Source organism: Rhizobium sophorae, assembly GCF_013087515.1.
GTDB classification, from domain to species: domain Bacteria; phylum Pseudomonadota; class Alphaproteobacteria; order Rhizobiales; family Rhizobiaceae; genus Rhizobium; species Rhizobium sophorae.
The window spans coordinates 1-17,604 of the sequence record NZ_JABFCN010000034.1; the positions used below are offsets into that span (position 1 = coordinate 1).

Consider the following 17,604-nt stretch of genomic DNA (forward strand, 5'->3'; position numbering starts at 1 on the left):
CTCGTCATACAGGCCGGCGCGATGGCCGACGGCGGCGATGTCTTCTTGCTCGACATGGGGGAGCCCGTTCGCATCGCAGATCTCGCCCGCAAAATGGTAGAGCTTTCCGGGTTGACGGTCCGCGACGAGAACAATTCCGAGGGCGATATCGAGCTTTCCGTTACCGGTCTCAGGCCCGGCGAGAAGCTCTATGAAGAACTGCTGATCGGGGATAATCCTGAAACAACCGAACATCCTCGGATTATGAAGGCGCGCGAGGATTTCCTGTCCTGGCCAGAGCTGTCGCGAAGGCTCAACGCGCTCAACGCGGCATTGGACCGGAACGATATGATTGCTGCACGTGCGACATTGGCGGACCTTGTTTCCGGCTATTCGTCAACAGGTGAGGTCTCGGATCTGGCTTTCACCGGCGCCGAGCCAATACGGCAGCCTGAAGAGGTCAACGGCCAGCTTCAAGCTGGGGAGAATTAGCTTTGGACGACGGGCGCAAGCACATGGACGCCTCTCCTGATGTGGCTTCGACTGCCACACTTTGGCATATTGCGATGCCGGGAGCGGAGGCCGTCCACCACATCAGGTCACACCCGCCGGTCGTCAACGCGTGGCACACCGCGCGGCTTATTCGGCAACAACGGCTGGATGACAGTTCATTCGAAATCGGTGAGATCAAACGTAAGCATGCGGTGAGTACCGCATCTGGCCCTGCAGGCTCAGAGGTCTGACTGGAATGCCGCGGCAGCTCTTGCAGCCTTGTCGCAACGCTTAGCAAGTCCTGGGTGTGAAAGCCCCATATGCTCGGTTGCGATCTTAAAGAGATACTGCGCGATGGCATCAACTGAGGCGGTTTGGTTGACCAGCATGTCAAAGACGGTATCGGCATAGGCATCATATTCGTCTTGCGCTTCAGGAATGCCCGACACGCCGATGGGGTCCCACTCGGTGAGCAATATTTTCCGAATGATAGCTCGGTTGGTTTTGCGATCCATCGTTGATCCTATGCCGCAACGGCTGCTGTTTGCGTCGGTGTCCAGTTCCACGGCAGCAATTTCTCCAGCCTGCTGATCGGCGTGTCCGCAATGTTGGCGAGGACGTCGGCAAGCCAAGCCTGCGGATCGATGTCGTTGAGCTTGGCGCTCATGATCAGTGTCGCCATGAATGCGGCGCGATCGGCACCACGATCCGATCCGGCGAAGAGCCAGGACTTCCTGCCGAGCGCGAAGCCTCGCAGCGCACGTTCGGCGGCATTGTTCGTCAGGCAAATCCGGCCATCGTCGAGGAATGAGGCAAAGCCATTCCAGCGCTTAAGCATGTAGTCGATTGCCTCGGCGACGGGAGAACTGCGCGACAGCTTTGCCCGCTCGGTTTGGAGCCAATCGTGCAGTTCTTCGACAAGCGGCTGGCTGTCCCTGCGACGGTGCTCCCGTCGCTGCTCGGCGGCAAGGCCGTTGATCTCCCGCTCGATGTCAAACAGGGCGTCAATCCCTTTGACGGCCTCCAGCGCCATCGGCGAGATCGGCGCGGCGATCTTTCCACGTTTGGCGCTCGCGGCGATGTCTGCGAGCACGAAGAATTTACGGCGCGAGTGTGCCCAGCACAGTGCCTGCGTCAGGGGCGCAGGATTGCGATCTGCCTTGAACAACGGATTGTAGCCGCCATAGGCATCTGCCTGCAAAGTGCCGGTGAAGGTCTTCAGGTGACGCTCGGGATGGTCCTGCCGCCGATCCCGCGAGGCGTAGTAGAGGGCGGCGGGCGGTGACAGCCCACCGAACGATCGGTCATCCCGAACATAGGTCCAGATGCGGCCCGTATCGGTCTTTCCCTTCGCCAGGATCGGCACGGTCGTGTCGTCGCCATGCAGCCGCTCGGCGGCCAGGACATGGGCCTCGATCAGCGAATGGATTGGCTTGAGGGCTGCGGCACACGCGCCGACCTGGTCGGCAAGCGTCGACAGGCTGAGGTCGACGCCCTCGCGGGCATAGCGTTCGCTTTGGCGATTGAGCGGCTGATGCTGGGCGAACTTCTCGAACAGAATCATCGCCAGAAGGTTCGGGCCGGCAAAGCCGCGGGGTGTCACATGGAAGGGTGCTGGCGGCTGGGTGATCTTCTCGCATTCGCGGCAGGAGAACTTCTCCCGCACGGTCTGAATGACCTTCCACTGACGAGGGATGACCTCCAGGGTCTCGGTGATATCCTCGCCGAGCTTCGACAGCTTGGCCGAGCCGCAGCAGGAGCAGTTTGTCGGGGCAGTGATGACGACACGCTCGCGCGGGAGATGCTCGGGAAACGGCTTGCGTGAAGGACGCTTGCGCTCGAAGGCCCTGACGGTCGAGGCACTGGCTGCGATCGCCGCCGCCAGTTCATCTTCGCCGGCGTCTGCTTCGAGTTCCTCGAGTTGCAGCTCCATCTGCTCCAGGAGCCGCGCCTTGCGCTCGGACCGACTGCCGTAGAGCTCCCTTCGAACCTTGTCGATCTCCAGCTTCAACCGCGCAATCAGCGCCTCGGAATGCGACACGAGTGCCTTTGCGCTGGCGGCTTCCGCCTTGGCGATCATTGCTTCCGCCTCGGCTGTGATGCGCCGGGCACGCTCCTCCGCCAAGGCCGCAAGTGCGCTGGTAAGGTCGTCAGGAAGCTGTTCAGTCGCATCGTTCATGGGCCAATGGAATCATATTCGACCCCGCCATTCCAGTGTTTTTGCTTATCCGGCCGAGGTCGGTCGCCAGGTTTTTTGCGGCATTCGCCAGTCGATCCCTTCTAGCAAATAACCGAGCTGCGCCGGCGTGATCACCACCGAGCCGTCGGCTGCCGATGGCCATATGAAGCGTCCGCGTTCTAGCTTTTTTGTGAACAGGCAGGCTCCCTGGCCGTCATGCCATATAACCTTAATCAGGCCACCGCCACGACCGCGGAAGACGAACAGATGCCCGCACATCGGATCGCGCTTCAGCGTCTCTTGCACCATCAGCGACAGACCCGGAAAGCCCTTGCGCATGTCCGTATGGCCGGTTGCCAACCAGACCTTCACCCCATTCGGAACCGGGATCATCGCCGACCCAGCACACAATCGAGAATGCGGCCAAGCGCCTCCGTGTCGATGTCGCTGTCCACGCGGACACGGCGACCGCGGCCCAGCTCAATTGTCACATCGCTACGCTTCCGGCGGGGCTGCGATGGGGCCGGCGCTTCCAAGGCAGCGGGCTGGGCTGCAGGCGCGGCCTCCGAAACGATCACGGGCACCAAGGTGCTCGATACCTGCATCGACGGCTCCTCGATCCGGCAGAGTTCCTTGCGCCACCGAAAGAGCTGGCTCACGTGGATGCCGGCCGATCGCGCAATCTCGGAAAGAACCGCTCCCGGCTCGAGGCAGGCTGCAACGAGCCGCTCCTTATCCTCGCGAGACCACCGCCGACGGCGCTCGACAGACGTGATGACTTCAATTGGATGCTTCGTCATAGGACTATCCCTAGTGCTTGCACTAGGACTTCCAATGTTCGCATCAACCTCGCAAGGCGGCCCTCACCGGACGCTTACGATCAAACCGGCGACGGGTCATGAGAGGCCTCCAAATCGGGGCATTAATAAACAAAGTCTCGCTTTGCAAACCCGGTTTATGAGTGCGCTGCGTAACCTATTGCCTTATTGCCTGTTGAGAAACGCAGCTACAAACTGTGGTATGCGTGACGCAATTTTTATAGGTATGAACATGACGTTAATCTGGAGCTGGTTCTTCCTGCATGCTCGATAGGCTTCCAGATTTCCCTTGAGAACTCCTGAGACGGAGTTGTTAGATGCCCCCCCGGTGCGCATCTTGACCCAAACATCCTCGTAATATCGCGCTTGGATTCTGTATTTTGCCAGAAGCCTCATGCATAGCTCGAAATCCGCCTGGCGCGGGAAGGCAAGATCAAAGCCTCCCGACCGATTGAGAATGTCACGGCGGACATAAAATGTCGGGTGCGCCGGCATCCAACCTTTTTCGAACAGCCCGTCGTGGTAGGGCTGCGAACGCCACATCCTTGTGATTTTCTGAGTATCGCACTTATCGACGTAGTCAAGATCGGCATAGCAAGCATCGACACTAGTGTCAGCCATTATGCTTGCAATCCTGGCAAGAACCTGATCATGCGCATAGAAATCGTCCGAGTTCAGAAACCCGACAACATCACCTTCAGCAAGCGCAATACCCTTATTCATCGCATCATAAATTCCCTCATCTGGCTCCGAAACGAGCTTGGTTCCTGCGAGGGAAAGAGTTTTGATTTTTGCGAGTGTGTCGTCTGTCGATGCCCCATCCACAATGATTTGCTCCCAATCGGTATAGACTTGGCGACGCACGGATTGCATGTTGTCAATGATGAAAGGCGAGGAGTTGAAAGTCGGTGTGATAATGGAAATCTTCAGAGCCATCTCAGCTGCGAAACCTTTACGTTTTACCAAGAAACCAGCGTGCAGTTCGCTTTACGCCATCCTGCATGGAGAATGGCAACGGCCCACAGATTTTTTTCGTCTCTGACATGTCAAACTGATATTCGGTGAGGATATTATTGAGGCGAAACGAGTTGAAGGGGAAACGCTTGATCCCGAGAGCATTAAGTCCATCGCCTGCCTTCGCAATAAGGGTGGAAACGCTTTTGGGGAGGGTTATGATCCTACGACCTCCAAGCGTGCCCGCCAACATTGTGGTCCATTCGCGAAGAGACAGGGGTGCATAATCGGCAATATAGAATGTCCTGCCGTCGATGTGTTCTGAAGCGGCTTCCAGAAATTTGGCGTATTGGTAAATGGCGTTTCCGACATAGCCGTAGGATTTAAAGAGCGGCGCTCGACCCACGTGGAAATACCTGCCGCGTTTGAGCGCCTGCAGAAGTCGTTGATAGTGGGGAGACATTCCTTCCCCCCAGATTGTCGTCGGGCGTAGAATGCACCAGGTTATCCCGTGAAGATCTGAATTTCGGACGATTTGTTCGCCCCGCACCTTGCTCTCGCCATACAGCGTGTTCGGTCTGTAATCCTCTTCGAATCGGGGGATATACCCTACTTTGCATACGAGCTGGGACGACGTGAAAAGAACCCGGTTCACCGTCCCTGCGGCCTTAACCGCATCGATAAGGTTTCGAACGCCATTGATATTGACGTCGTAACCTTCAATATTCACCTTTTCGTCCAAATCCGTCCTCGCGGCTAGGTGTATGACGGCATCTGGTCTGATCTCGGTAAACAGGTGGATTAATCGTTCCCGATCCAGCAGATTGCACTGGTGACCGGCTTCAAATTCAGGAGCATTGTCGACGGTTTTATCCAAAGCGATTACGTCATAGCCTCGCTGCAGAAGATACGGCACCAAGCTTCTCCCTATAAAGCCGCTGCTGCCAGTGATGATGACTTTTCGTTTCATCTCTTGAACCTTCGGAGGACATCAAGCGTCATACTGCTTGCCTCCTGCCATGAAAATTTCTCATAATTGAGCTTGCCCTTACCAACGAGTGCCTCTGCCTCAGCCTTCTCCGAGATCTTCGAAAGGGCTGTCGCTATCTCAGAAGCACTATTTTGATCTACGAATAAAGCGCCGTCTCCAGCAACCTCCGGCATCGAGGAGGATTGTGATGTGACAACAGGGCAGCCAAGTTCCTGTGCCTCCAGGATGGGAATTCCAAATCCCTCATAAAGGGAGGCAAAAATCAGGGCGGCGCTATTGCGATAAAGATCTGAAAGGGAAGCGTCAGGCAATCGTCCTGCCAGGATTACACCTGGGATTTTAGAAGCATATTCCGCTATTTCCCGTCCCACGTCGTTTCCAACATGGCCAACAAGCACAAGTTTGTTTGGAGAATTATTGCCAATTGTTGCGCAGTAAGCGCGGTAAGCTTTCAATATTGTATATGGATTCTTGATCTTCTTGAAAAAACCAACACAATGGAAATATTTCCCAGCCTCCAATCCAAGGCGCTCGAGAATGGCGCCGCCTTCGTTCATTGCTGAAAGATGAGACCCCGCCTCATGGATGACATGAATTTGTTGGTGATCAATGTGGCAGAGCCGTTTGAGATCAGCGGCCGTGCTTGCAGATACAGTGATCAAAGAATTTCGCGATCGCAACGACAAAGGGATAAAAACCCGCCAGTATAGACTGCGCAGGTGCCCAATTTCGCCCGGATACAACCACGCAAAAGCATCATGAACAGTGATCACTTGGCGTTTTTTCAGGAGTGCACTTCCAACGTATCCCGGAGCGAAGAGTGCATCGCAACTGGCGAGGTCGACGAGCGGCAGCCATAACTGCTCATAGAAGATCCGCCAACCAACCCGCTTTGCCCTTTGCAGAATTACGGCTCGAAACCAAGGACGGTCGCCTTTCCACCAAGGCGGCAACTGATTGCAATAGAATATAAACTCGCAGCCACTAGGTTGGTTTTCATACCAGGGCCTTACGATGTTTGTGACGTAAGTCTCGGTACCCGCATTGATACCCCATCGCACGAAAAGCGCGTTAATCGCATATCTCACAACTATTAGATCCTGCTTTTGAACCGACGGTCAGGTGATCGGTCTTCCACGTCCGCCGTCTGTGGAAACAGCGTCAACCGAGTTATCAGGCCCAGAACGAGCACAAAATAGAAAGAACCTATCCAGGATTTAAATATTTCGCTCGTCAGACATTCAAGTGCGATGAAAGCCATCATGGCGAAGGCTTCGATGTTCGCCTTTATGATTGCCAGGCCGTCAGCGCCGAATAGTCGCATGGAAAGCACCGACACATGGATCATCAGAGGTAATACTCCTAGAGCCCCTAGTTCGAGAACGGTCTTCAGGGCACTGCTCTCGGTCCCGAAATCCTCCAATCCGAAGGAGACGGGGATCTGGGTCAGCATTGCGGGGCCATAGCCGAAAATCGGCGCCCACCAGTTTTCCATTAAAAGACTTATTGACGCTGAATAGCGGTCCAACCTTCCCATGTTGCCGCTATCGGACAATTCGAACGCAGAGCCGACGAAATTGAGGTTCACTTCGCCCAATCGATCCAATACAATGGCGCTAACAATAATAAGGGCCGCGACGAGCATTACATTCATAATATTTGTGACACGGGATAAATATCGTAAGACGGTGACTGCGATCGCGGCCATGAAAAGATAAAGAAGCGGCGCCCTGATCGCTGAAGCGTAAAGCGCCATCACGATAAGATAAAAACAGAGCACGATTAAGACCTTTTGTGTCAGAGACTGGCATAGACGCAAGGCTGCAAGGGCTGCAAGTGCGCCGCAACCTAGCTGCAGTCCCAAAACGGCAAGACTGAATGAAATTCCATAGCGGCGTTCGACCGAAGGCCCAATGGTCACGAACTTTATGAGTGCCTGGCCGGACAGAAGTTCATACAATGCCACAGACGCATGAAGGAGCGCAGAAAAGAGAAAAAGGTTGACGATCACTTTGAAAAGAAATCGCGGCGATTGTTTTTGTGTCCAAAGGAAAAGTCCCAGCCACAGGCCATATGACAGAAATCCCCAAACAAAGCCGGTTGGACCGACCATCAGCATATTTCGCACGCCGCTTGCCACAAGCACCAATGAAAAGAGACAGATCACCAGGGTAATCGAGGATGTATCGCATCTAAACAGGTTCCACGGGAGGTAAAACAGTACCATCAACACCGGTATCAGTGCCCAGAAATTAAGGACAACCGATTTTCCCGCGAATACCTGCAGAACAAAATCGAAGTTGAGACAGAGCGCAATGACAAACAGCAAGAGTGCGAAAATGTTTTTGCTCAGGGCCACTGACGCCACCTTATTTGAAGGCAAGTTTTGCGAGAGTGTCGAACTGTGCAGAGGCTTTTGCTCGAGCGCGGATGACACTTGGATCATAGATCTCAGGCGTGGCAGCATTCAATTTCGTCATGATAAGCTCTACGAGCTGGACTGGGGTGAAGTTCATTCTCAAATAGCTGTCATCACCTAATATCTTCATGAAGGCATCCATTTTACCAGCACGGGACAGGCATACGAATGGTGTCATCTGGCATGTGGCAAATATCAAGGGATGCATTCTGGAACTTACCAGGCAATCAGCGGCGGTGATCATCTCAATCAGTTGCACGAGAGACAGAGAGGCGGGCGGAGCCCAACGCGTCCTTTTGGATGTATGTAGCAGTCCCTTGTTGAAGATCTCGCTATCATAGCCTTCCTGGGAATCCGATACAGCATAAATGACCTCGACCCCCGCTTCGTTCAGCTTTTTCACAGACGCGTTAAGCTGTTCAATATAGGCCATCGAGTGGAACTTGTCGTTGGACGGCATCACAACGACAATCTTAGACGAAGATTCAATGTCGAATCGCCGACAGAGTTGGCAGCGGGCCTCTTCCTTATCAATTCGTTCTCCAAGAAACGCGGGATCGGCGGACAAAAGGATATCTGCGCCTGGAGCAAGAGCCTTTAGACGCTGGAGTGATCCTTCATCCCTAACACTGAAAAAATCGGCTCCGAGCGCAATTCGGCGCATCGCAAAGCGTCCGAGCGACGATAGCCCATCGCTTACTCCAACGCCTACGGCAGCAAATTTCTTTCGGAAAATCTTTGCCAGCAAATAAAGCTGAAAATTTGTCGCGAGATGTCCCCACAACGGATTTGCGAGGCGCGGTTCCGAAAATTGTTCTCCTCCGCCGATGACGACCACATCACACTTCCACAGCGTTCCCACCACAGAGACGTTCAGTCCTCGCAGATTGAGTCTCTGAACGAATCCGACCTTCCTCCCTGTCGATTTTAAAAAGCGACGGGCATCAATTCCTGCAAGATGTACTACTCCGCCGTGTCGCTCGATCTGATTCAAAATCTCTAGAGCGATCGCGTCATCACCAAGGTTGCCACTGCCGTAAGGGCCGCTGACAAGGTATCTTGGAGATGTCATTGGGCTTTCCTTCACTAGCTGTTAACGCTGATTAGCGGCGCGCATGCTCACGCATTAGGATATATATCTCGGGAGGTCAAACTACCGACACGCGTAACACTCGTGTAACCGTGTCACGCTTGCCATGAGAGGCTTGCGTGCGCTATCAAGCCCTAATTCCGTCGAGAGGTCCGGACAAGATTAGGTTCGCCTAGCATCTCTGCGGACTTTCATCGAGGTAATGCAATTCGACCTGGAAGAACGCTTTGAAGATTGAAGAATCCCCAATTGGCAACGGCTTCCCATGTTTCGTAATCGGGGAAGTTGCCCAGGCCCACGACGGAAGTCTCGGTGCCGCCCATGCCTATATCGACGCCGTCGCAAAATCCGGCGCAAATGCGGTCAAGTTCCAAACCCATATAGCGGAGGCGGAGTCGACCCCTGACGAAAAGTTCCGTGTGAGGGTTTTTCCACAGGATGCCACCCGTTACGACTACTGGCGCCGGATGGAATTTTCTAGTGAGCAGTGGGCAGGCCTCTTTGATCATGCGCGACAGAGAGGCTTGATATTTCTATCAACACCGTTTTCTTTTGAAGCCGTGGAGCTGCTGGACAGACTTGGCGTTCCTGCCTGGAAGGTAGGATCTGGGGAGGTCGGCAATCTTCCGATGCTGAAGATGATGGCGCGAACTGGAAAACCCGTCCTTCTGTCGAGCGGAATGTCGAGCTGGTCGGATCTGGACGACGCCTTTTCGGTCGTAAGAAACAATGGTGCGGAGATTGCGGTTTTTCAATGCACCACGGCTTATCCGTGCCCGCCTGACAAGATTGGCTTGAACCTAATCAGCGATATGAAATCGCGATATGGCGTGCCCGTGGGCCTGTCAGATCATAGCGGCACCATTTATCCCAGTCTGTCGGCGGTGACGCTAGGCGCGAACTTGATAGAGGTGCATACGGTTTTCTCCAAGGAGTGTTTCGGGCCTGATGTGCCCGCCTCTGTTACGACGGAGGAACTCCGGCGGCTCGTTGACGGCATTCGTTTCACGGAAGCGATGATGCTGGCTCCGGTGGATAAGGATGTCGAGGCTCGGGACAAAAAGGAGTTGAGCATTCTTTTCGGCAAGAGTTTGTATTGCAAGACGGACCTGCAGAAGGGGCACAAATTGAATCTCCGGGACATTGCATTGAAAAAGCCGGGAACCGGCATGCCCGCCCGAATGCTTGACGATGTTGTAGGCAAGATACTCAAACGCGATTATCGCGCCGATGAGCAACTGAAAGAGAGTGATTTAGATGGTTGAGTCAGTTCGCAGAGTTTGCGCAGTGCTGGTGGATCGAGCAAATTACGGGCGCATGCATCCTGTAATGCGCGCTATACAGGCAGATCCCGACCTTGACCTCCTTACCGTATGCGCGGGCACCATGTTGCTTGAGCGTTTCGGTCAGGCCGAGAAAATTGTTAGCGCCGATGGCTTCAAGATTGACGGTCGAGTGTTTCTGGAAGTCGAGGGCTCTATCCCGGCAACGATGGCGAAAAGCATCGGTTTGGGCGTGATAGAATTCTCGACCGAATTTCAACGTCTTCAGCCCGACATGGTGCTGCTGATCGGGGATCGTTACGAAGCTCTCGCCGCTGCGATTGCCGCCGCTTATATGAACATCCCTCTTGCCCATATTCAGGGCGGCGAGGTTTCCGGCTCGATCGACGAAAGCGCACGTCACGCGATTACAAAGTTCGCCCACCTACATTTTCCCTCGACGAAGCGATCCGCGGAGTTCATCACGAGAATGGGTGAGAGGCCTGACACCGTTTTCAATGTCGGGTGTCCGTCAGGCGACTATATCAGGTCTCTTGACACGAGTTTGCCCGCCGACCTGTTCGCGAAGACTGGAGTAGGTGGGCCGCTAAGTGCGGATAATCCATTCTTTCTCGTGATATATCATCCGGTGACAACGCATTTCGGCAGTGAGCGGCAGCAGATTCAGCAACTTATTGATGCACTGGCCGAACTGGCACAACCAACCCTCTGGATCTGGCCCAATATCGACGCGGGTGCCGATGACATATCCAAGGCTTTGCGGACCTATCGCGAGCATAACAGGGCTGATTGGCTGCACCTTGTTAAAAACCTCGATCCGATAACGTTCCAGAAGTGTCTCAAGAAGACGATATGCGCTATCGGGAACTCATCGAGCTTCATCAGGGACAGTACGTTTTCCGGAACACCCGTTGTCCTGGTGGGAGCAAGGCAGACCGGCCGGGAACACGGCGGAAATCTGATCGCTGTCCCACCACAGAAACGATCGATCATGGATGCCATTAGGTCCCAGGTCACACACGGTCGCTATCCAATCTCCAACCTCTATGGTGATGGCGAAGCAAGCATGCGCATGATCGAGAAGATCAAGAGTTTCCAGCCCTACCGGCAGAAAATGCTGCACTATGTATCAGAAAACTAACACCCTAATCCTTGAGCCCGAAAACTACAGTCCGCATGCTTTGGCAACCTACCGGCAAATGGGCAAGGTTTGGTTGGCACAGGCGGAATCCGAGGGAGAGGTGTCGATCCTCGTTGTTCGGCTGGCCTATAGGATAGATCGAAAACTGCTCGATCGCTTCCCATCGCTGCGTGCAGTGATTTCACCGACAACCGGCCTCACGCACATCGACGTGGAAGAGTGCCGCTGCCGCGGCATCGAGGTGATCTCGCTGGCAGAGTGTCGGGATGCGATCAACAACGTCACATCGACCGCCGAGCTTACTCTGGGGCTTATGATAGCGCTGTTGCGGGCTGTCCCATCAGCCTTGAGAGACGTGGTCGGAAATGGCAACTGGAATAGAAATAAATTTCGATCTAGACAGCTGTCACGGATGACCTTGGGGATTGTAGGTCTCGGCCGAATCGGGGGACATATGGCGCGCTATGCGAAGGCGCTTTCCATGAATATTGTCGCATATGATCCGCATCAGCCGCAAGAGAGATTTGCTGAACTGGATGCGCGCAGATCGGATTTGATTCCTCTATTGAAGGAGGCCGACATCATATCCATCCATGCATCGCTGACGGAAGCAAATCGCGGTTTTCTCGGGAATTCGGAGATTGCTGCGATGCGTTCTCATGCCCTTGTCATCAACACAGCGCGTGGCGGGCTGATCGACGAAGCTGCTCTCGCTGACGCTCTTCGAAACGGAAAGCTGGGGGGTGTTGCCGTCGATGTTTTGAGGGACGAAGACGAGGGCGTGGATTGGATAGCGGAGTCCCCCTTGGTCAAAGCTGCAAAAGACGGCTTCAATGTGCTGATCACTCCTCATATCGGAGGCTGTACCTCTGACGCGATGCATGTCACAGAGGAAAGTATCGCGGATGTGGCATTTAGAAAGTTTGGCGGCTGACGTGGAAAAAAAGGTTCTTGGATTGCTTCCGGCGCGGGGCGGGTCGCGGGGAATACCTGGAAAGAACGTGCGACCGCTGAACGGCCGGCCCCTGATTGGTTGGGCGGGAGAGGCGCTTTCTGCATCTTCATCCGTGCGCCGCGCCATCTGTAGTACAGACGACGACGAGATCGCGCGAGCGGCGGCGGCGAGTGGGCTGGAAGTGCCGTGGATACGACCGGCGGAAATTTCGCAAGACACCAGCCTTGTCGTGGACGTGATCCTACATGCGCTGGATGCCTTGGCAAGAGAAGGTGATTCAGATTACGACTACGTCGCGCTCGTGCAGGCGACCAGTCCCACGGTCACGGCAGGCGATATCGATGCCGCTGTAGCAATGGCAATCGCCAAGCAAGCGGATACGGTGGTAACCGGCTTTCACGCCGGTCAAAGGCACCCGGCAACGATGTTTTCCCTTTCGGCGGACGACGAGGTGACATGGTTGCTGGACGCAGAGCAACGAATGTCACGTAGGCAGGATTTGCCTGACTATTTCATCCGAACCGGGCTTGTCTATGTAATCAGCACGGAAACACTTATTCAGCGGCGGTCGATTTATGGGGAGCGCATATTCTGCCTCGTCGTCTCTGAGGAGCGTGCGCTGACCATCGACGAAGAACGTGATTTCCAGATGGCAGAATTTCTTTTGAGGAGATAACTCATGGCCAAATATCGTGGCGACGGCGACAGCTTCGAACGCAATTGGAGTTCCGCGAAGGAGGCTCACTACCTGCACTGGACTCGCGGCGAACCTGAAAATCAGATCCAGCTGGCCTTTCGTCAACATTGGAAGACTTTCCAGGAGCTACTACCGGCAAACCTCGCTGGCAAACGGGTTCTCGAGGTCGGCTGCGGGCGCGGATCTTTAAGCGCATATTTTGCCGATGCGGGTTGGGATTGCACTCTCCTCGATATTTCCCCGGCTGCGATCAGTCTTGCGCGTGCTGCATTCGGTGCACACGGGCTGAACGCAAGATTCGAGGTTGGCGACTGCCTCGACATGCCGTTCGAGACAGGCGCTTATGATCTGGTGTTCTCCATTGGTCTCCTGGAGCATTTTGAGAAGATCGAAAGCGCCATAGCCGAGCAAGTGCGGATTCTCGCCCCAAATGGCCTGTTCATCGGCTATGTCGTTCCACATATCCCTGAGAACGTGCAGAAGGACTATGGATGGATTTGCGATATTCTTCGGGCGATTCTACCGCTGATGCCTTCTGAGGCGAAAACGCCGCTTTTTAGATCCGATGAGCTGTCTCCACCCTACCTTGCTGCGATGGGTGCCGCAGGTTTGAAGAATGTCGGCGCCAGCGGGACATATCCACTTCCGATGATCAGCAATTCTCCTGATTTTCCCTTCACGCTGCTGCCGCCAGATGCTGAACACGCTCTCGTAAAGCATTTCGAAATGGTTCTTAAAAGGCGGCATCAGCAGACAGGTAAGAACCCCTGGCTTTGCCAGGAAGGAGATGGTCAGGCATTCCTCGTGTGGGGACAAAAGGCCTGACCGCGGCCGTCCCGATCTCCCTTGCGTGCCGTGCTCCAACTTGGAATGAGGAACAGTGTGAGCGTTTCGTCGAATGCGATCACCGTGCTGGCGAGCACGCTTATAAACTATAATGCCGTCGAGCCGACGCTGCAGAGGCTAGATGATGCAGGCGTGGAGACGATTCTTTTCGTTCCTGACCGATACAGGGAATTTGTCGAACAACGGTTGAGATGGACGGCTTCACGAACACGCAGCTACAATGAATTGGTAGCTAAGGCGCGCATAATGCGTCTTGCGCACCGATATACAGAGTTGCTTGTTGCCGGGCCCGGATTTTCCGATACCTATCGTTTTCGAGAATGGGATCCGGCGTGTTCCAAAGCCGGACCTGCTGGGATTTCTCTTCGATTGAGATCGGCATTCCCCAGCGCACCAAGACAGGAGATCAATGCCTATCTTGAGCGCCTCTATGGTCCCTTCGTGCCGAAGGTTTTTCCGAGCAACAGGATACTGGTAGTCACGCGGTCGGATGTCCGTCATCTTTTGTGCCACCCCGATCTTGATGTTGTATCCTTGATGGAAAGCTGGGATCACCCACCGAAAGCCCCAATGGGCTATCGTTCGGATACGGCCTTCGTTTGGAATCGCGCGCTCGAAAGAGATTGGCGTGAATTCCAGGGCGATGAGGATATTCGTATCGGCTATCCCTTCAAGCTGAGATACGTTCTGGAGGGGCATCAAAAGCAAACCGCTGGCAAGACTGCCGTGCTTTACCCAGCATCCTTCAGCAAGAGATCTGACCCAACTTTTTTTGCTGCGGAACTGCGGTTGCTCAAGCTTATAAGCGAAGCCACTAGGAAATTGGGTATCGAACTGATCGTCAAGCCGAAGCCCAATGGCATGCGTGGCGAATTCGACTATCTGCTCGACGAGGGCACTCACGTCAGCGTCGCCGGTTACAAGGATAATGACGGTTCCACCGGGTATTTTCTAGACGAGCAATACAATGCGGAGAGATTGGAACTCCTGTCTCGCTGTTTTGCCGTTGTCAACTTGGGAACAACATTCGCAATTGACGCTGCGGCGGCTCGAATCCCGATCATTCAATTGCGGTTAAACGACCAAGCTAGGTTTCCCGAGCTTACGCAAGCAAACCGGTGGGTGCATCTCGATAGGCATTTCTTCAGCAAACCGGAACTTCTATGCCGGATTTCGGCAGACGATGATCCTGTCAACAAGATAGCGAATTCTATAAAAAATACGGATCAGGCCCAGTCATTTTGCAACTATCTATTCGAATGGATTTCCCCTGAGCAAACTGCTGAGGAAGCGATTGGCCATATCGCGCGGCGGCTATTTCAATGAATCCTGAAAAACTAAACGCAGGCGAAAAAGTTCGCCGCAGTTTGGCGCGTCTCGGAGAGGGAAACGACTCGTCGGTTATCATTTCAAACAGCCTGCAGTTTGCGCTCGCAAGTGTCCTTGCCCAACTATTTCCGCTTCTATCCCTACCTCTGATGATGAGGACGCTGACCGCTCAGGAGTGGGGTTTCTACACGATTCTCGTCCAGACCGGGTCATTCATGCAAGTTTTCGGGACGACTCTGTTCTCGCAATCGTTGCTACACTTCTACGCGGCAACGGATGAGGCGGATCGCCACAAGTTGATATGGACTAGCGTGTTGGGAGGAGCTTTCACGCAGGCCGGTCTCTTGGGTCTGCTGTGGATTTTTCGCGATTCCACGATCCGCGCACTTTTTCCGAATGTCGATATACCAATAGATCCCGCCTTTACCTGGGCGATCTTCTGGTGGCTTTTTGCAACATTCCGGACGCTGCTGATGTCCGTTGCCAAGGTTCAGGAGAGACCTTGGCAAGTGCTGCAACTTACCGGTCTCTATGGCGTCATCCTGCTGCCTGGGCTGGGCTTGGTAGTTTGGGCAGACCTCGGCCTTGTTGGCGCGCTGCAGGTGCTGATAGCAGCTGAATCTACAGGTGCACTCGTCAACATTCTTTTGACCTTGCGTGAGTTCAAGTTTTCCTTCGACGTGAAAAGTCTTCGCCGCGGCGTCTATTTCTCTCTTCCTCTGCTACCTAGTTCTCTGATGACATCGTTGCTGCTCAATGCGGATCGGATCGTTCTCAGCCGGTTCGCCAGTCTATCGTTTCAAGGCCATTATGCGCTTGGATCAATGGTGGGAAGTGGAATGGCGGTCGTTGTCACATCCTTCTGGTCATCATATTCCGCGCGCGTGCTAGCGGTGAAATCCAGTCACGGTATCTATTCCGCAGCTCAAACGGGCAAGGAAGCGATGCATCTCGGCGTCAAGATTCTTGCGTTACCCGTGATCGGTCTGTGTTTGGTGGGATGGCCACTGTTTTATCTCATCACAAATGATCACGATCAGCTTGCGACGGCCGTAGCAGCGTCAATTGGCGTAGCGACAGGACATTTCTGTCGCTTTTTGACTCTGCCTGCGCAACATTCGCTGTTCATGCAGTCCCGAACTTTTACCATGCTCTCACTGAGCGCATGTACGCTTGGAGTAATGTTCGTCGCGAGCTTGGTGCTGATTTTCGTTCTTGGTCCTACCGCTGTGGCGTTCGCCTTTGGCACGGCCCATATTCTAATGGCGGTTCCGTATTACAAGACCGCCGGTTTTGGTACTCATGTCGATCTACCACAATCTGCGATCTTATATGGCGGCCTCGTTATCGCTGCAGCAATCGTCGCAGCTATGCTTTCAAGCTCCTAGCTCGACGAGCGGAAAGCAGTGATTTGATGCGTTCAATTTTCTTAAGGCCGCTCTTATCCAGCGCGGCTCTCTGGAAGGCTTCCCGGACGAACGCCCACATCAGCATGATCAAAAACAAAACCGCAGCCACGCCGATTGCTTTCGCAAGACTGCCTTTTGCCAAAGGTTCATCCGGGCGAGTGGGCGCCTGTAGTATGTCCGAAGCCGACACGCTTCCTTTCAAAGACGTCTCTGTGGCTAAAATGGCTTGATTGAATTTTTCTAGTGCATCTGCAATGGCAACCACAGCCTGCCCCGAGACCTCGGTAGCCGGATTTTCCTGAACTGGGATAGAGCCGCTCAATCGCTCCAGCAATTTTTGCAGGGTCTGCTGAAGGTTGGTTTGCGATAGCAACTTTGTCTTAAGTTCTTCCTGTCTGTCTGGCGACGGCCTTGATGCAGCCAGGAGCTGTGCTAAAATTGATGATAATGCCTGTTCTGCATGAGCGGGGGTGTCGGCGATATACTGCAGGCGGTATATGTCCGTTCCTGAAATATTGACAACCCTCAAAGATTTTCTGAACTTCTCTCTCGCTTGATATTGTTTGTCGTATTGCGCCAAGAGCCACTGATTGGTCTTGACTGCGTCGTCGAGAAAGCTGGCTGACTGGAGCAGCAAGGTCCTTTCGATAGGCATGCGAACCAAAGCTTCGGATTCAAAACGCGCGGGCAGCAGGAAAAAAAAGGCCAATACGATGGAAAAACCTAACAGCGGAATCGCAATCATAACGCGAATTGATTTCGCGACAATGAGGACGACATCTAGCACATCTACGCCATTGCCGGGATTGCTGCTACTGTCAACGGTGTCCGTTCTTGTAGTGTTCAAGCTTGCAAACTCCATATAGTATGAATCGGCGTGTCTCCTGCAACGCCGTACCCTATCGCCTTCTAGTTTTATAGGTTTCGTCAAAGTTGTCTACCCAGTTCGCCGGGCAATACTGACGGCCTAGCAGGCTTTGGAGACGTCGAGGGATTCAGTGCCGAGGTCAGCCAGCATCTGC

General features: G+C 54.0%; 18 protein-coding genes and 1 pseudogene. 8 read left to right on the plus strand and 11 right to left on the minus strand.

The window, feature by feature from the left end; all coding sequences use genetic code 11:
* Nucleotides 1–471: polysaccharide biosynthesis protein (locus G9X64_RS20075; RefSeq protein ID WP_171377287.1), on the plus strand; the 471-nt coding region annotated here is incomplete at its 5' end.
* A gap of 110 nt (nt 472–581) precedes the next feature.
* Here the strand turns inward: G9X64_RS20075 and G9X64_RS20080 are convergent.
* The 10 genes and pseudogenes from G9X64_RS20080 to G9X64_RS20125 form a co-directional block, all read right to left on the minus strand.
* Nucleotides 582–680 (minus strand): annotated as a pseudogene (locus tag G9X64_RS20080) (IS5/IS1182 family transposase); the annotation flags it as partial.
* 30 nt (nt 681–710) lie between these two features.
* The gene (locus G9X64_RS20085; protein WP_080954139.1) at nt 711–986 is read right to left on the minus strand and encodes a hypothetical protein; all 276 of its coding nucleotides are present in this window, start codon (nt 984–986) and stop codon (nt 711–713) included.
* A gap of 8 nt (nt 987–994) precedes the next feature.
* The gene (gene tnpC / locus G9X64_RS20090; protein WP_171377288.1) at nt 995–2,650 is read right to left on the minus strand and encodes an IS66 family transposase; all 1,656 of its coding nucleotides are present in this window, start codon (nt 2,648–2,650) and stop codon (nt 995–997) included.
* Nucleotides 2,651–2,695: 45 nt separating this feature from the next.
* Nucleotides 2,696–3,043 carry an IS66 family insertion sequence element accessory protein TnpB gene (gene tnpB, locus G9X64_RS20095; protein WP_046631527.1) on the minus strand — a complete coding sequence of 116 codons (348 nt, stop codon included), beginning with the start codon at nt 3,041–3,043 and terminating at the stop codon, nt 2,696–2,698.
* A complete protein-coding gene (gene tnpA, locus G9X64_RS20100) occupies nt 3,040–3,450 on the minus strand; it encodes an IS66-like element accessory protein TnpA (RefSeq protein ID WP_171377289.1) in 411 nt (136 codons plus the stop codon). Before tnpA ends, tnpB begins: the two co-directional genes overlap by 4 nt.
* Nucleotides 3,451–3,633: 183 nt before the next feature.
* Nucleotides 3,634–4,404, minus strand: a complete 771-nt coding sequence (locus tag G9X64_RS20105) for a glycosyltransferase family 2 protein (protein WP_210259702.1) — start codon at nt 4,402–4,404, stop codon at nt 3,634–3,636.
* Between the two features lie 16 nt (nt 4,405–4,420).
* The gene (locus G9X64_RS20110; RefSeq protein WP_171377290.1) at nt 4,421–5,392 is read right to left on the minus strand and encodes an NAD-dependent epimerase/dehydratase family protein; all 972 of its coding nucleotides are present in this window, start codon (nt 5,390–5,392) and stop codon (nt 4,421–4,423) included.
* Complete coding sequence (locus G9X64_RS20115; protein ID WP_171377291.1) at nt 5,389–6,501, minus strand: glycosyltransferase family 4 protein; 1,113 nt, start codon at nt 6,499–6,501, stop codon at nt 5,389–5,391. Before G9X64_RS20115 ends, G9X64_RS20110 begins: the two co-directional genes overlap by 4 nt.
* Nucleotides 6,502–6,506: 5 nt before the next feature.
* Nucleotides 6,507–7,772 (minus strand): O-antigen ligase family protein, encoded by a 1,266-nt coding sequence (locus G9X64_RS20120; protein ID WP_171377292.1) that lies wholly within the window; start codon nt 7,770–7,772, stop codon nt 6,507–6,509.
* 10 nt (nt 7,773–7,782) lie between these two features.
* Nucleotides 7,783–8,904, minus strand: a complete 1,122-nt coding sequence (locus G9X64_RS20125) for a polysaccharide pyruvyl transferase family protein (protein WP_171377293.1) — start codon at nt 8,902–8,904, stop codon at nt 7,783–7,785.
* Between the two features lie 245 nt (nt 8,905–9,149).
* Between G9X64_RS20125 and G9X64_RS20130 the strand changes: the two genes are divergently transcribed.
* Genes G9X64_RS20130 through G9X64_RS20160 form a run of 7 tightly spaced genes read left to right on the plus strand, consistent with a single transcriptional unit; the run spans nt 9,150 to nt 16,561 of the window.
* Nucleotides 9,150–10,187 carry an N-acetylneuraminate synthase family protein gene (locus G9X64_RS20130; protein ID WP_210259703.1) on the plus strand — a complete coding sequence of 346 codons (1,038 nt, stop codon included), beginning with the start codon at nt 9,150–9,152 and terminating at the stop codon, nt 10,185–10,187.
* Nucleotides 10,180–11,346, plus strand: coding sequence for a UDP-N-acetylglucosamine 2-epimerase (gene neuC / locus G9X64_RS20135; RefSeq protein WP_171377294.1), 1,167 nt, complete (start codon nt 10,180–10,182; stop codon nt 11,344–11,346). The genes G9X64_RS20130 and neuC overlap by 8 nt, the downstream gene beginning before the upstream one ends.
* Nucleotides 11,330–12,280: an NAD(P)-dependent oxidoreductase gene (locus G9X64_RS20140; protein WP_171377295.1), complete on the plus strand. Its 951-nt coding sequence runs from the start codon at nt 11,330–11,332 to the stop codon at nt 12,278–12,280. Before neuC ends, G9X64_RS20140 begins: the two co-directional genes overlap by 17 nt.
* Complete coding sequence (locus tag G9X64_RS20145; protein ID WP_171377296.1) at nt 12,252–12,977, plus strand: acylneuraminate cytidylyltransferase family protein; 726 nt, start codon at nt 12,252–12,254, stop codon at nt 12,975–12,977. The genes G9X64_RS20140 and G9X64_RS20145 overlap by 29 nt, the downstream gene beginning before the upstream one ends.
* 3 nt (nt 12,978–12,980) lie before the next feature.
* Complete coding sequence (locus G9X64_RS20150) at nt 12,981–13,823, plus strand: class I SAM-dependent methyltransferase (protein WP_171377297.1); 843 nt, start codon at nt 12,981–12,983, stop codon at nt 13,821–13,823.
* A 57-nt stretch (nt 13,824–13,880) separates the two neighbouring features.
* Nucleotides 13,881–15,170, plus strand: a complete 1,290-nt coding sequence (locus G9X64_RS20155; protein ID WP_171377298.1) for a hypothetical protein — start codon at nt 13,881–13,883, stop codon at nt 15,168–15,170.
* Complete coding sequence (locus G9X64_RS20160) at nt 15,167–16,561, plus strand: lipopolysaccharide biosynthesis protein (protein WP_171377299.1); 1,395 nt, start codon at nt 15,167–15,169, stop codon at nt 16,559–16,561. The genes G9X64_RS20155 and G9X64_RS20160 overlap by 4 nt, the downstream gene beginning before the upstream one ends.
* Here G9X64_RS20160 and G9X64_RS20165 read toward each other — a convergent pair.
* Entirely contained in the window at nt 16,542–17,429 is an 888-nt protein-coding gene (locus G9X64_RS20165) for a GumC domain-containing protein (protein ID WP_171377300.1), read from the minus strand. The genes G9X64_RS20160 and G9X64_RS20165 overlap by 20 nt on opposite strands.
* Nucleotides 17,430–17,604: the final 175 nt, after the last annotated feature.

Excerpts from the sequence above, each read along its gene's own strand:
- G9X64_RS20085 (WP_080954139.1), bottom strand. The coding sequence starts at position 986 with ATGGATCGCAAAACCAACCGAGCTATCATTCGGAAAATATTGCTCACC.
- tnpC (WP_171377288.1), bottom strand. The coding sequence starts at position 2,650 with ATGAACGATGCGACTGAACAGCTTCCTGACGACCTTACCAGCGCACTT.
- tnpB (WP_046631527.1), bottom strand. The coding sequence starts at position 3,043 with ATGATCCCGGTTCCGAATGGGGTGAAGGTCTGGTTGGCAACCGGCCAT.
- tnpA (WP_171377289.1), bottom strand. The coding sequence starts at position 3,450 with ATGACGAAGCATCCAATTGAAGTCATCACGTCTGTCGAGCGCCGTCGG.
- G9X64_RS20105 (WP_210259702.1), bottom strand. The coding sequence starts at position 4,404 with ATGGCTCTGAAGATTTCCATTATCACACCGACTTTCAACTCCTCGCCT.
- G9X64_RS20110 (WP_171377290.1), bottom strand. The coding sequence starts at position 5,392 with ATGAAACGAAAAGTCATCATCACTGGCAGCAGCGGCTTTATAGGGAGA.
- G9X64_RS20125 (WP_171377293.1), bottom strand. The coding sequence starts at position 8,904 with ATGACATCTCCAAGATACCTTGTCAGCGGCCCTTACGGCAGTGGCAAC.
- neuC (WP_171377294.1), top strand. The coding sequence starts at position 10,180 with ATGGTTGAGTCAGTTCGCAGAGTTTGCGCAGTGCTGGTGGATCGAGCA.
- G9X64_RS20140 (WP_171377295.1), top strand. The coding sequence starts at position 11,330 with ATGTATCAGAAAACTAACACCCTAATCCTTGAGCCCGAAAACTACAGT.
- G9X64_RS20145 (WP_171377296.1), top strand. The coding sequence starts at position 12,252 with ATGTGGCATTTAGAAAGTTTGGCGGCTGACGTGGAAAAAAAGGTTCTT.
- G9X64_RS20150 (WP_171377297.1), top strand. The coding sequence starts at position 12,981 with ATGGCCAAATATCGTGGCGACGGCGACAGCTTCGAACGCAATTGGAGT.
- G9X64_RS20160 (WP_171377299.1), top strand. The coding sequence starts at position 15,167 with ATGAATCCTGAAAAACTAAACGCAGGCGAAAAAGTTCGCCGCAGTTTG.